Below are 14,401 nucleotides of genomic sequence, written 5' to 3'. Positions count from 1 at the left end.
CCTATATAGCGATTCTTTTACACTAGCTTCAAATATAGTTAGAGAAGTGGTATTGAAGAAAAATATCTCAAAAGCTGTGGTAGCTCAATGCTTTTCAGAAATCCTGAAAAATAATAGCTTCACAACGGAGCAAGTGCAATTAATTAGAAGTGATACTTATCTAAAGTACTTAGTTGATGCTATAGATTACGTGACAGGAGTTCAGGATAATGTATAACTTAAGTGTAACAGATGAAGATATTGAACACGCAGCTAGAATTCTGAAAATACCGAGTGGTTTTGATGCACAGAGAGTTGACGTTATTAAATGCATGGAAAGTAGAGATATAGTTGCTTGTCCCGGTAGCGGAAAAACTACAGTTTTGCTTGCTAAGTTAATTATATTAGCAAGGAATTTACCTTTAAAAAATAATAAAGGCATATGTATTATTACTCATACTAACGTTGCAATTGATGAAATAAAAGAGCGGTTGGGCGACAAAGCCAGTGAACTCCTTTCCTATCCTAATTACGTTGGAACACTGCATTCATTTATAAGTCAGTTTATAGCCAGCCCCGCATTTGTTAAATATTATTCATCAAGAATATCAAGGATATTTGAAGTAGATGAATACAAATTACGATTAGTAAGAAAATTCAAATCTTTAAATCCCCCATTTTCGGGAAGTAAACTGGATGGATTTCTTTACAGCAAATTAAATCAAAAATTAAAAGACTCAAAAGATAATACTGCTATAAAAAATGCCAAAGAAGATGTACTCCGATCATTAGAACTTGATTATACTGATAATATTATTAAACGAGTTTCTTTTAACAAAAAAACTAATGCCATCAAAAATTCAAATGCTGATTCCTACCGAGAATATATAAAGTTAATTGATGAACTTATGAATGAAGGAGTATCCTCCTATAATGAACTTCAAGGACTTGCACTGAGATATGCAAATGAATTTGAAAAAGAGCTTTCAAGCCTCTTTTCAGAGCGATTTCCATTTGTTTTTGTGGATGAAATGCAAGATACTAGTGCTCTTCAATTGCAGATATTAGAAAAAGTATTTGATAGACAGAGAACTATCTTTCAATGTTTTGGTGATCCTCAGCAAACAATTTATGAATCTGAGGACAAGGGATGTGCTTGGCATCCAAGAAAACCTCTGTTTATTAAAAACAGTAATAGAATGAGTGAAAGTATAGCAAAAGTTGCAGATGTTGTCGCCTTAGAGCCTTACGGAATGCTGGGAATAGAATCCCTGAAAGATGATATATGTCCCCCCATCATCATCACATACAAAGATAACGATGTCTCACATGTACTTGAGACCTTTGCCAACCTAATCATAAGATATCAATTGAATAAACGGGGTAATACAATTTTTAAAGCTGTTGGCATGGTAAAAGCGAAGAATGGAGAATTATCAATTACTAGTTATTTTCCTGAGTTTGATAAGCAAAATACGAATAAGAAAGTTAATAAAGATTTTACTGAACTTGCAAGTTATTTGGTAAAGCTCGATAAAGAAGTTGTTGATAGAGAAGACATTAAGGCATACTACAAACGGTTTATTCTTGCAATTTTAAGATTTTTAAGGATTAGAGATATAAAGACTGAAGAAGGCAAATTCTTTTCCAATGTTTCTTTCTTGAAATATCTACGTGAAAAGGATGAGAGGTTGTATAAAGTAGTACTCAGGTACTTTGCAAGAATAGTGTTGCACATAGAAGAAAATAAATCTGTTCTCACAAGTTTTAAGTATATTTTGGCTATTATTGTGAATCGATTGTTTAATTATAAGACTGACCTTTTGAAAGATAAATTTATAATCGGAACTGCGGGATCTTCATCTATAATTGTAGGGGAGTCTAGGAAGAATACGTACACCCTTAATGACTTAAGTATCGAGATAGATAGTGTACATGGTGTTAAAGGGCAAACGCACACTGCCACCTTGTATCTGGAAACTTTTTATTTTTCTAAAACGAATGAAAGCATTATTGAATTTTTAAGTGGAGGGCAAAGACCAGACATAGAAGAATATGTAGAAAAACACATACGAGTTGCATATGTTGCAATGACGAGACCTACTGATTTGTTGTGTATTGTTCTGAATGAAAAAGTCTTCTTGGAAAATAAAGTGAAGTTAAATAATTTAGGATGGATTCATTATAAAGAAATAATATAATCCTCTAAAAAAAAGACGACTTTACACATAATTTTAAGTAAAGCTGGTAAGAGTGAATAATTTCTAGTTTAAGAAGTAGACAAATGGAGAAAGAAGAGGGAATTTATAAATACAAATTTGCATATTATATAATTATGCCTAATAGTCCGAAAGAAGAATCTTATTTAGATTTTACTAGAGATTCTTATTTTAATAGATTTGACCAAAGAAGTTTTTAGTCAATCCCCCATCTTACTGCAAGAACACGAAGAACTATTGAGAAACGATGCAGTATTTTATCATAGTTTGTTTTTCGACTCTTGGTTCCCAGATTTGATAAAGATAGAGAAAAACGAAAACTTAGTCGATATAGACGATTTACACCACAGGTTATTTTTTTAAATTGGCGATAGGAGGGGTTCACGTTGAAGAGCCATTTGTTATTAGAAAAAGCGTATATTTATCCTATAGAGCGTGAGGAAACAGATATGAAGAATTACAAATTTGATGCTGAGAAGGGCTATTGGATAAACCTAAAGTCGTTTGAAGCTTTTATTAAGGAGCCTTTTGCGAGAAAGCCAAGAAGCAAGAAATGTGATCGTGAGACTGGTGAAGATCAAAAAGGAGAATAAATATGAAGAAAGTCGAGATACTAATTATTTCTAACAAACTAGATTTTGGAACAGATTATATATGTCTAGAGCTTGAAAAGAGAAACAGTAGTTACTTGAGATTAAACCGAGATGAGTTCGCCCAATATGAAGTAGTTCTTGATGTAAACCGACTGGAACTATTGGTGAAAGTGGACAGCAAGAATTACATCATTTCGGAAAAAAGTCTAAAGTCTATCTATTATAGAGCCCCTATTTATTTACGGGACATTTATAAACCTAATATAGATATGGAAGAGCAGCTATTTAGAACTCAATGGACAGCTTTTGTTCGTAATTTGACTATCTTTGAATCACCAAAATGGGTTAATAATCCGATCGCAACATTTATGGCTGAAAATAAGCTTCTTCAATTAAAATATGCTGAGGAACTTGGATTTCTTGTACCCAATACTTATGTAACTAACACCAATAAATTACAGTTGGACGAAAATGATTTATACATCGCAAAATCCCTGGATACGGCAGTATTGAGAGTAGACGGACAGGAAGCTTTCATTTATTCGAATTTAGTGTCATCTGAAGAAATCAGGAATGCTTCTTTGGAAATTTCTCCACTGGTTATTCAAAACTATATAGGTACAGCTTCTCACAAGGTAGATATTAGAGTCACGATTATCGAAGAAGAATTATTTTCTGTTCGCATCTTAAAGGATGGTATGGGGATTAACGGAGATTGGAGAAGGGAAAAAAATAATATTGAATATAGGGAATTCAAGCTCAAGGATGAAATTCAGTCTAAGTGTAGAAGCTTGATGAAACGACTCGGATTGAATTTCGGAGCAATTGATTTGATTGAATTTAATGGACAGTTTTTCTTTCTTGAAATAAATCCTACTGGCGAGTGGGCTTGGTTAGTTGAAAGTGCTCAACTACCGATTCATGAAAGGATCTGTGATATACTTGCTGGATAAGTTGAAGTATCTTTTATATTATTTATTCCCTTTTTTTGAAAATTATTTTTATAAAAAAAAGATGATGAAAAAAATTAAAGACACAGATAACAAATCTATTCCATTATCCTATATGGATGGATATGAGAAGCTATCAATAGTCGAAATGGATAAACTTCATTCTAAATCTTTTGAATATAAAAAGTCCCTTGAAGATAAAGCGAAAACAAGTTTGTTTTCTGTTAGTATTTCAATTACGTTAATAGTAAGCTTTATCGACCTAATATTTAGAATTGAATACTTTAGAACCTTGGCTATGCTACTTGTGGTAGTTGCTTTTACGAATTTAATTTTGGCTGGTAAAATGGCTTTCGATGTTATTGGTAATCTGAATGTGTTTTCAGATTTATTTCCCTCCGATTTCCATCTAAAAAAAAAGGATAAGAAAGAATTACTTGCTTATGCTACAGAAAGTAATGTTAATTATAATATCATTAGAAATAATCATGTTTATCTATCTTATAAGAGCATAATGGTTTCTTTAGTCGCAATTGCACTAGTAGGTATACTTTATATGGTCGGAAAAGGAATGAGTTCTTCAAAACCTGATATACAAACCGAAGTACTGTTGCATATGAATACCAACTCCCAACAAACTTTGAGTTCCCTCAATGATATAGCGGATAATTTTGAAAAAATTAGTGAAAGTTTTGCCGAAACTCAAAAAACACTTGATCAAATGAAGGATGTGCTAAACGGGTTTCAAACGGAATACTTGAGCAATCAAGATGATTCCATCAAAGAAAATTATTAAAGATTCTTTCAGAAGGGTTAAGAAATATACAGCAGGAACGGAACCTTTGGTTACACTCTTTCATTTCAGCGCCGTAGCGTACAATCATAAAACTCAAAGAAACCTTTTCCTAGAAGGCTTTAGCCCGCATTTTCCTTAACCTACAAAACCCCATCTCTCAACTGGGAGTTGAGGGCAGGAAAATTTGTTCCATATGTTTTGTATGGAAGAAAGCTTAGATTCCATCTTTTTCACACTAATCAATTGAAGCTCAAGTTTCAAGGCCTAGCAACTGATGCTAGGTCTTTTCTTCATGTCTTTCTGGGTGATATATAATGACCAGTTAGGATCAGGAGTGCGATAATAATTATTTAATATATAGTCTCTTTTCTCGTTCCCCAAAAAATTTCTTCCAATTTCAAATTATATTACACAACTATTTAAATGGGAACGCATATTCGATATAATAGAATAGGAACATTAGTTCTGTATTTAGACTAAAAATAACGGAGGATAACGTATGATCAAAAAAAGACAATATCACCTATGGCAATATCAACTTGGCGATGTAACAGAGCAAAATGGCGAATTTTCGCTGGCCTACACTCAAGCAGATGCTAAACAAACAAGTGAAACCTTCATGTATTACATTTTGCACGAGAGAATAATGAATAAGCAATTCGATGCTACAGTAGAGTACATAACGAATCAAGATACTTCCGATCCAAAATCCAATAATAGCAAGCCGATCAGAAAAAAGAAGAATCTCCTCCCAATCATGACCATTGAAACTGGACGTGGACGTAGTGAGGAGGATAATGACAAACTCAAACGTTTGCTGGAAAAGGGCTTTAGCGCCATCTATTCAAATACAAACGGTCAAGAAATTGCTCGGCATACCTATGTATTTCTGGATAATGTCCTTTCTGGTGCTCAGAACAAAGAATGTCATCAGCTATTTATACTGGAGAAATATGCTGAAGCGTTGAAAGCATATGTTTCCCTTGGAACTGAACCGACCCAATGCACCGTATCTAAAAACTTGACGCGCAATGCTCTAATGACAACAGATGTGTATCTCTGCCCTGTAGATATGAAGCAATTAACCATCTGCATCCTCCCTGACAAAGAAATACCCATTACGGAAGATGTGGAGATGATCCTTCCATATCATCGTACACCTGAAGAAGAAGGCAGATATGTTAAGCTTCAAGCCTATGTGGAAGAAGAACAACACTATGAAAAGCAGCGCCAAAAAATCAACCATAAGGTCAAAGAGCATAAAATCGAGCTTCCTATCGCACCTAACAATAGAGACCAATACAAAACGACTGGTCGCTGGGAAAGAGAGAATAATAGACGGGTATGCTTGGAGCACCTTAGCAAACCTTCATGGAAAGTCGAAAAGAAAGATGGCGTTTCGGTTCCCGTATGGACTATCGACCAGACTGAGCCGTATGAGAAAAAAGAACTCCCCATCACACCATGGTCAACAGGGTTGCAATTAGCTGAAGTGAAAAATCATTCGGTCATGGAAAATGTATTTGATGGTATGGGTTTGGTCTCAAAAGAGTTAGGACAGCAGATGGAGCGTTTCCTTAAGGTAGACTATACGATTACAGGTTATCAATTACGCTTGCCAGCGATCAAAGGCTTTTTCCCCTGTGTAGATTTTCATGGATATTTCCGTAAGCATAACGTGAAGCGGATTCAGGATATATTCGGAACATGGCATGATGCAGACAAGATCGATATTTTGACCACTGAGTCTACTTTTAAAGCAAAGCTGCAAGTGATCGGAGAAAAGCCAGACGGTTCAGAGGAGAAAGCCTGGTTATTTCCCTCGATAGCCGCATACCAGTCTAAATTGATCGAGTATGGCTATGATGCGATTGGCATCTCCAATATTGCCAAGCCAGTACATGAACAATACCGAAAATCATCGTATCAGTTATTACTGGCGTTGGATCTGCAAGCCAGAGATATCGTTTGCTTATCCCATGTGCAGGGTGATCTCATATATCAGGCATTAAGCATTTATCGCAAAGAGGAACTAGAATGGGAAGATCTACGCTATTTACAAGCCTTCTTGCACTTGGTGTATCGGGAAAATTCAGATAATGGAATTGGTAAACAGTGCAGTGATGCCATTCATGCTCTTCAACTTAATAAAAAATTGGCATTCGATCATAAAGTAAGGCAAACGATCAAGGAAGTAATCGATCATAAAATAGATGAAATGGGCTTGGGTAAATTTTATGTTGAAGCCAAATATCTGTATGTGACACAAGATATTTTAGCGTTTTTGTCTTACGCTGCAGCAGCGGATCACCATACATGGAAATATACAGGGTTTCTATCTGCCAAGCAGAGTTATTGTGGCGGCGCAATAGTAGGTCAGAATCTATTTGCGAGAAATCCAATCATGTCTTTTAGTGAAATCACGCGAACCACATTCGTGGACTATGAAGGTGAGGATGCTGAGTTTATTCGTCATATCGACAACATTGTGCAGCTTCCTTTAGGGACAGAGCCAGATCGTCTTGGCGGCGCAGACAGGGACGGCGATGAATTATTGATTCTGTCTACAGGATTAAACTTGGCAGAGACTCAGATTGAATACCTACAGCAGTACAATTTCAAGGTTAATGACGAAAAAAGTGAACACCAAGGTAAAAATCGGCTTGACCTAATGAATGAGAATATCCAGAAGCATTTTGTAGAACGTTTTCCTGCTCAGGCTAAAGTATCACTGGCAGACTATGTCATCGATTCACTGGTACAAGTCAACGATGCAGATAAATCCACCGCTCCATCCAAGGAATGGAACAAAGAGAATGTTATTGATTTTATTATTCGCTCTGAAGATAAAACGGGAGAAATCACCGATATCAATACGACGATAGAAAATATCGCTAACGCGCAAGAAGGGCTATTGCAATACAAGTTTCCAATTGCGATCATGAAGCATTTACAGGCCTTATGTATAGATGCTTCCAAATCGGGTCTGTTCGACCAAGTTGTCATTCCAGATGTAATTCAATATCGGTTTGGAACGTTGAAGCCACAATTTACATTTTTCAAAGACGGAAAAACTTACAACAAGGATCGTAAGCACACCTCGGCTTTAGATCTGCTTGCCGAGTCCATGTTTTCATTTAAGAAGTATATAAACCGAATCATGCTGGAGGATACAGATCGAAAGATTCGAAAACATCAGTTTGAGAATATCTATCAGTATTTTCAAAATCCTGATCTGGATACAGTTTGTGTGGATCAAACGATTGATACATTACAGGCAACCTATGATACGTTCCAGAAAAGAAATAGAGAGCTAACCCAAGAGAAGCAAAGTCTGAATCCATATTCATCAGATGAAAGGCAAAAGCGATTGCGAAAAGAAGTGGATGCCAAATTTGCAGAGCTATATCGGGAAACGAAGGCAGCAGCAGAACACATATGCGATTGTCCTTCTCTGTTGGCAACGGCTGCTGTTCGGAAGACTTACGTGGACTCCAAAGCGAAAAATTCGAATAAAAATTATTCTTTCTGCTGGGTGGTCGCCAGTGAAGGAATGCTGCAAAATGTACAGCTTCATTATGAAGACAAAGATAAAGTATATATCCAGCAGGTTAAAGAGAGCGATGAACACACCTTTGAGTGGCTAGGCCATAACTATACCACGGTGATGAAAAAACGGGAAGCTTACACGTTACAATGGCCTGAAGGCAAAGATATGAGCATTCCTGATAAGTACCTCAAACGACAGGATGCGAAGCTCGATGATCTCATGGACTATAAAATTTCCTTGGTAAGCAGCGAAAAGAAAGCATGGAATCCCAAAGAAGTAGCTGAGAAAATAGTGGGGCAGACGTATACCGTGTTCAATGACCGAGACTGGCTTGGCGTGGCTGAAGGATTGAGTATTGCTCGTAAAACAGGAGATTCCATCCTCGATTGCTATATGCACAAGTCGATCACCATTAAACATATTATTAAGACAACGAAAGCTTCCATCATTTGTCTGGCAGACTTCCGAGCTTAACTTTGCGGCTTGTCAGCCGGTAGAGAGGAGGAGGTGGAAGAGATTTACCTTTCACATTCCAATCATTTATTTATATGAGGAGGGCAGATATGGAAAGCAATACAATCGTCATTACTCAGTCCCGGATGGCAGGATGGTTGATGTTTAATCGGTTTTATAAAATGGATGAAAAAGTAGATTTAAAGGATTCCAATAGGAAAGTATTTATATTCAAGGATTCGGCTCCGTTGAGGAAGGCCATGGAGCAATATAACGAATTTAAACATGTAGTAGATAACATCTATTAATAAGGGGGATCATAACAATATGACAATAGCTTTACAAAAACACGATGATAAACACAAATATTATACCGACCAATTCACTATCAACGGGAAACAGGTAGATGTACGGAAAAATAGCAATAGCAAGCAAGTAGAAGCATGGATAGATGGTATTTGGAAGCCAATCACCAAGGAAGATGTGGATAAGCAGTATCGGATACAGTTTGAATATTCTCCATATGAGTTGGAGTTTTCGTATAATGGTGGCAAAACATGGTGGACATATACGGACGATAAATATATGACTGATTCGGAACGAGCGTATTTCAAGAAGGAGATCGCGTTTTTTGAGAATTGGGAACTTGAGCAACGTATTGAAGAGGAAGAACGGAAAGCGAATGATCCTGAATATCAAGAGTGGCTTGCCGAACAATATGAAGAATGGTTAGCTCATGAGGAAGAGTATTACCGGAGTCAAAGCAATTCTAAGCTTACATCTCATGTCGATATTGTAGATGTGTTTAAACGCGATGATGAGTCAGCAGGAGAGAATTCTCCCAAATCAATTGAGCATAATTATATGGAATACTTTGAGATTCACGGAACGCATAAGAAATTTCAACCAGTTTGGTATGCCAAAGATATTCTAGATCAGCATATGAAATGTTTTTCTGATGGTACGTTTTTGTATCGATATGATCAGGGCGTATATGTCAATGATGGTGAGCGTCACCTGGAGCAATTATCCGTTACCCTGCTGGATAATGAATTTCGCCATAGTCGGATTAAGGAAGCATGTTATTACATAGAGGCCCAAAGTTATATTGCAGGAACCCAAATGAATCTGTTGGACGACTATATTAATGTGAAAAACGGTTTGTTGAATTGGAAAACGGGAGAGTTAAGGGAGCATACGCCTGATAGACGGAGCACTATTCAATTTCCTGTCCTATATGATCCTACGGCCAATGACCCTGTCATGCTTCAGTTTATCGATTCTGTGCTGGAACAGGATACGCATGCAACATTGTTTGAAATGATCGGCTATTTTCTGATTCCTACCTTGGAGTATGAAAAAATATTTTTATTCACAGGTACGGGGAGCAACGGGAAATCGGTATTGATTAAAACGATTGAAGCGATGATAGGCAAAGCGAATATATCCAAAGTTAAAATTCAAGATTTAGAAGGAGACAGATCACGGTTTAAGATTGCCGAGTTGTATGGAAAAGTGCTAAATTGCTTTACAGATATTCCTGCGGATGCATTGAACTCTACAGGGAACCTCAAGGTACTTGCCAGTGGTGAAGGATTAAACGCAGAGAAAAAGGGGAAAGATCCCTTTAACTTTGAACCGTTTTGTAAATTGTTGTTCAGCGCCAATGAGTTGCCGAAAAGTAGTGATAACAGTGACGGATTTTTTAGAAGGCTGATGGTGTTTCCTTTTAATCGTAAATTTACAGATCAACAAAAGGACACTAAATTAATTCATAAACTGACTACTCCATCTGCTTTATCGACATTATTGAATTATGCGCTTGGGGGATTAAGACGACTCGAACAACAAGGTGGATTTTCATATTCACAAACGATTAAGGATCAAGTTAAAACGTATCAAATGGAATCGGATGTCATTATGCTGTTCATAGATGAAGAATGTCAAATCGAAAGTGAAGCTTCAAAACAACATGAAAGCCGAATCGAATGTAAAAGGTTATATGCGAAGTATGCTGCATGGTGTAAACAAGGTGGATTTAAACCTGAAACGACGATTAAATTTAATAAGCATATCAAAGAAAAACTGAAGGACAAGATTTACCGGAAGAAGGCCAAAACAATAAGTGGCAGCTCAGTTCCCTTTTGGTTTGGTATCAAAATATAACGTTTCCTATTTGATACATTTGTTTCCTATCCGTTTTCTGTTTTGAATACAATTGGAAACGGAAAAATGCTTTATTTACATAGAGAATCATGAGTTTGTTTCCATGTTTCCTGTTTTTTTAACTCTTGAGAGAAATACATATAAAAATATTTGATCGAATACTATGCGCTGGTGAGGAGTGTATATGTGATCAGGAGTGCTCAAAACTGGAAACATGGAAACAGCTTTTAAAAATTAGCTATTATACTGGAGAAATTAGAGCGAAGATAGGAATCTGGCGTTATAAAATTGGAAACAAGCTGATGGAGAATAGGAAACATGTTTGTATATGATGGGCTTGTCAGCCCGTAGAGAGGAATTGATGGGATTGAGTACATATTTTAGAATTAAGGGATGATTGGAATTGCAAAAGTGAACTTAATAAGCCGCAATGGGGTTGGGTGTGGGAGGGGAAACGGCGGCAAGCGATACTACCGTTTACGAAGCGCAGCGAAGTGGTTTTATTGCCCAGAGTTCCCCCTATCCCACAAATAGATCTTGCATAGATTCAGCAGAATTCATACACGTAATCAAGTTATATTAATAACTGGCTAGGAATATCGTTTTAAAATTTTCGATTAACATATACAAATTAATCTTGCTGAATTGGACTATTATTTGCAAAATTTTAAACCACACGAATTGGAGGCTTGAGCTTTCAAGTTTGAGTGTGTCACGTGACACAATGAGTAGATTTATAATTATAAATTAGGCTACACGGGAACTCTGGCTATGAGCTAGGGTTCCTTTTTCATTTAGAGAGGAGAAATATGAATGCTATTAATGTTACAAGCAATAAGTGTAGAAATATCACGAGTTGTCACAGCAGTTGTTGTGTTTTGCATCTGGATTTGGATTGCAGTCTTTTTAAAAATGAAGGTAGAAAGGGGAATCAAGTGGATTGGAAATCAAATTCGTAAACGTAGAAACGTTAATTCCGTACATAAAAAACGCCAGAAAAAATGAGAAAGCTGTTGATTATGTAGCAACTAGTATTCAGAGTTATGGCTTTAAAAATCCCATTCTAATTGACAGCAATCATGAAATCATAGCAGGACATACACGACTGTTAGCAGCCAAGAAGCTTGGATTAAAGAAAGTCCCAACTATATTAGTCGATGATTTAACGCCTGAACAGGTCAAAGCCTTCAGAATCGCTGATAACAAGACGGCTGAGTATGCGGATTGGAATTTTGAATTGTTAGCGCAGGAACTAGAAGAATTAAAACTAGCTGATTATGATCTTTCTCTAACTGGATTTGATATGAGTGAGTGTGAGCGTCTATTGGATACATTGCATGAAGAATTAGTGGATGAGGAAGATGATTTTAATGTAGAAGAAGCATTACTTGAGCATCCGATCACTCGTAAAGGTGACATTTGGCTACTTGGGAAGCATAGGCTAATGTGCGGTGACTCGACTAATCAGCAGGATATTGCAACGTTGATGGATGGCAAGAAGGCTCAGCTTATTGTAACTGATCCACCTTACAATGTGGACTATACGGGCAAGACGAAGGATGCATTGAAAATAGAGAACGATAAGATGGATAATGACCAATTTTATGATTTCCTGTTGGCTGCCTATACTCGGATGTATGAAGTAGCTGATGATGGAGCGAGTATTTATGTGTTCCACGCCGATAGTGAAGGTTTGAATTTTAGGAAGGCATTTATTGAAGCTGGATTCAAACTGGCACAATGCTGTATCTGGGCAAAGCAAGCAATGGTAATGGGCAGAAGTGATTATCATTGGATGCACGAACCCGTATTGTACGGTTGGAAGCCAACAGGTGGACACTACTGGAACAGTGATCGGAAGCAGACAACCCTTTGGCAATTTGATCGCCCCTTCCGGAATGAGTATCATCCCACGATGAAGCCGATTCCCTTGATCAGCTACCCGATCAAAAACTCAAGTAGACTTGGTGATATCGTATTTGATCCATTTGGTGGTTCAGGTTCTACATTGATTGCTTGTGAGGAAACGGATCGGATTTGCTATACCAGTGAGCTTGATCCCAAATATGTAGATGTGATTGTGAAGCGGTATATTGCCTATGCTGGCGACAATAGCAGTGTGTATTTGATTCGAGATGGTCAGCAGTATGACTATCATGAAGTTGTTGCTGAGTCAGAATTAGAGTGCGTGTAGTTAACCTTTTCTTGATAAAAGTGTAGTTATAAATACCAAAATAGAAAACAAGGAGACACTGAAGCTAATTATTGCGTAAGTTTTTCGATTTGCCTTAAGTTCTGAGAAGCCAGAAAATAAAAACATGAGACCGAGGAAAAATTGTGAGAATTTGAATAGAATATGGTCGCCAGGATAAGCAAGTGACCAAAGGGACGTGATTATAACAACAGCGGCACATACAAATTTAAGAACTTGATAGATATTCAGTTTTTTAAGCATAGGTAAATTCCCCCACTTCATATACCGTATTATTCGGTGCAACCCCTTTATACAATATTATACAACTATTTGATTCGGAATGGTAAGTAGTATGACTATCAAGAAGTGGTTGCTGAGTCGGCAAGGTCAGAGGTATCATGTGCTGACTAAACCGAAAGGGTGATTGAATTGGGTAAGGCAAAAGTGAATATGGTGATTCGATTCCTGAAGGGCATGCAAGCCGAAAAGGTAAATGTGCTAGGGGCTGAGGAAGCTCAGGAGGATAACGAGTTGATTCAGAAGGTGATTGAGGATATCGAGTTGTTTTATGAGGCTGAGTTAGAAGGATAAGCTAGAATACATATGGGGAATGGGCTATTATGGTCTGTTCCCTTTTTTCGTGCTGGAGGTGAGTTAATGAGTAAGAACAATAACAATCCAAAAAGGAATAAGCCTAAGATTCTAACCAAGTATGATCAATTTGTTGTGCCACGGCTTAGAGATATTCCCGTTTGGGTACGTGAAGGAGCAACAGATGAGGAGATTGCGAAACGACTTAATATTCATATTTGGACATTAGGCGATTATCGTAGGAAACATCCCAAATTTGCAGAAGCATTAGAACGTCCAACCAAGTGGGAAACACATGTATATCCTAGACTGGCGGAGATTCAGCAATGGTTCGAAGAAGGCGTGAATGCAGAGGACATTATCAGGAAACTCGATATAGGTAAAACGACTTGGTACGAGTATATAGATAAACATCCGATGCTGGCTGAACTAGTCAAATGGAGCAGATCTGTCCCTATATCGCACGTGGAAAATTCACTTTTGAAAGCTGCTACAGGGTATGAATATGAAGAAATAAAAACGATTATTGAAGAGGATAAAAATGGGAAAAAGAAGACACGCATCGAGAAAGTGAAACGATATCAGCCTCCCAATCCGACAGCGATGATCTTCTACTTGAAGAATCGCGCACCCAACGAGTGGAATGATCGCCGTGAGCTGGTGGTCAATACGAAGGCACTAGAACAGGAACGGAAGCAGCTATTTCTGGATATGATTGAAGCGGATGTAGTGGATGCCGATTATGAAGCTATTGAAGAATCGGTTGAGATTGAGGAAGGATATATGGAGACAGAAGATTCGCAGTCATAACGTTATGCCGTCAGTATTTGTATAGATAAACGCCAGTTTCAGCCCTGAATTAGCTTGTAAATTGCCCAAACCAAGTGCATAAGATAGGTTATGCAAACGG

12 protein-coding genes are annotated in these 14,401 nt (G+C 37.3%); 11 read left to right on the top strand and 1 reads right to left on the bottom strand.

Features of this window, described 5'->3' with window-relative positions; all coding sequences use genetic code 11:
• The 9 genes from QD47_RS33485 to QD47_RS26820 form a co-directional block, all read left to right on the top strand.
• Positions 1 to 217 (top strand): hypothetical protein (locus QD47_RS33485; RefSeq protein WP_235332375.1); only part of this gene is annotated, 217 nt, incomplete at its 5' end.
• Positions 210 to 2,180 carry a UvrD-helicase domain-containing protein gene (locus tag QD47_RS26855; RefSeq protein WP_044648999.1) on the top strand — a complete coding sequence of 657 codons (1,971 nt, stop codon included), beginning with the start codon at positions 210 to 212 and terminating at the stop codon, positions 2,178 to 2,180. The genes QD47_RS33485 and QD47_RS26855, both read left to right, overlap by 8 nt.
• Positions 2,181 to 2,584: 404 nt before the next feature.
• A complete protein-coding gene (locus tag QD47_RS32720; protein WP_044648998.1) occupies positions 2,585 to 2,791 on the top strand; it encodes a hypothetical protein in 207 nt (68 codons plus the stop codon).
• Between the two features lie 2 nt (positions 2,792 to 2,793).
• The gene (locus tag QD47_RS26845) at positions 2,794 to 3,744 is read left to right on the top strand and encodes a hypothetical protein (RefSeq protein WP_044648997.1); all 951 of its coding nucleotides are present in this window, start codon (positions 2,794 to 2,796) and stop codon (positions 3,742 to 3,744) included.
• Entirely contained in the window at positions 3,734 to 4,537 is an 804-nt protein-coding gene (locus QD47_RS26840) for a hypothetical protein (protein WP_044648996.1), read from the top strand. The genes QD47_RS26845 and QD47_RS26840 overlap by 11 nt, the downstream gene beginning before the upstream one ends.
• A gap of 499 nt (positions 4,538 to 5,036) precedes the next feature.
• On the top strand, positions 5,037 to 8,561 hold the full coding sequence (locus QD47_RS26835; RefSeq protein ID WP_044648995.1) for a hypothetical protein: 3,525 nt from the start codon (positions 5,037 to 5,039) through the stop codon (positions 8,559 to 8,561).
• An 89-nt stretch (positions 8,562 to 8,650) separates the two neighbouring features.
• Entirely contained in the window at positions 8,651 to 8,848 is a 198-nt protein-coding gene (locus tag QD47_RS26830; RefSeq protein WP_044648994.1) for a hypothetical protein, read from the top strand.
• Positions 8,849 to 9,125: 277 nt separating this feature from the next.
• On the top strand, positions 9,126 to 10,706 hold the full coding sequence (locus QD47_RS26825; protein ID WP_161797208.1) for a DNA primase family protein: 1,581 nt from the start codon (positions 9,126 to 9,128) through the stop codon (positions 10,704 to 10,706).
• A 940-nt stretch (positions 10,707 to 11,646) separates the two neighbouring features.
• The gene (locus QD47_RS26820; RefSeq protein ID WP_044648992.1) at positions 11,647 to 12,900 is read left to right on the top strand and encodes a DNA modification methylase; all 1,254 of its coding nucleotides are present in this window, start codon (positions 11,647 to 11,649) and stop codon (positions 12,898 to 12,900) included.
• On the opposite strand, the gene QD47_RS34325 is transcribed toward QD47_RS26820, so the two are convergent.
• Positions 12,901 to 13,161 carry a DUF3953 domain-containing protein gene (locus QD47_RS34325; protein WP_044648991.1) on the bottom strand — a complete coding sequence of 87 codons (261 nt, stop codon included), beginning with the start codon at positions 13,159 to 13,161 and terminating at the stop codon, positions 12,901 to 12,903. It lies immediately after the preceding gene.
• Between the two features lie 168 nt (positions 13,162 to 13,329).
• On the opposite strand from QD47_RS34325, the gene QD47_RS32715 reads away from it, so the two are divergent.
• A complete protein-coding gene (locus QD47_RS32715) occupies positions 13,330 to 13,491 on the top strand; it encodes a hypothetical protein (RefSeq protein ID WP_167438494.1) in 162 nt (53 codons plus the stop codon).
• Between the two features lie 66 nt (positions 13,492 to 13,557).
• On the top strand, positions 13,558 to 14,301 hold the full coding sequence (locus QD47_RS26810) for a hypothetical protein (protein ID WP_044648990.1): 744 nt from the start codon (positions 13,558 to 13,560) through the stop codon (positions 14,299 to 14,301).
• Positions 14,302 to 14,401 lie beyond the last annotated feature (100 nt).

It is taken from the genome of Paenibacillus terrae, assembly GCF_000943545.1.
Classification (GTDB): domain Bacteria; phylum Bacillota; class Bacilli; order Paenibacillales; family Paenibacillaceae; genus Paenibacillus; species Paenibacillus terrae_A.
This window is presented reverse-complemented; position numbering and strand designations above follow the sequence as displayed.

Bases quoted from the DNA above. Each gene is read 5' to 3' on its own strand.
- QD47_RS26855 (WP_044648999.1), top strand. From the start codon at position 210: ATGTATAACTTAAGTGTAACAGATGAAGATATTGAACACGCAGCTAGA.
- QD47_RS26845 (WP_044648997.1), top strand. From the start codon at position 2,794: ATGAAGAAAGTCGAGATACTAATTATTTCTAACAAACTAGATTTTGGA.
- QD47_RS26835 (WP_044648995.1), top strand. From the start codon at position 5,037: ATGATCAAAAAAAGACAATATCACCTATGGCAATATCAACTTGGCGAT.
- QD47_RS26830 (WP_044648994.1), top strand. From the start codon at position 8,651: ATGGAAAGCAATACAATCGTCATTACTCAGTCCCGGATGGCAGGATGG.
- QD47_RS26825 (WP_161797208.1), top strand. From the start codon at position 9,126: ATGACTGATTCGGAACGAGCGTATTTCAAGAAGGAGATCGCGTTTTTT.
- QD47_RS34325 (WP_044648991.1), bottom strand. From the start codon at position 13,161: ATGCTTAAAAAACTGAATATCTATCAAGTTCTTAAATTTGTATGTGCC.
- QD47_RS26810 (WP_044648990.1), top strand. From the start codon at position 13,558: ATGAGTAAGAACAATAACAATCCAAAAAGGAATAAGCCTAAGATTCTA.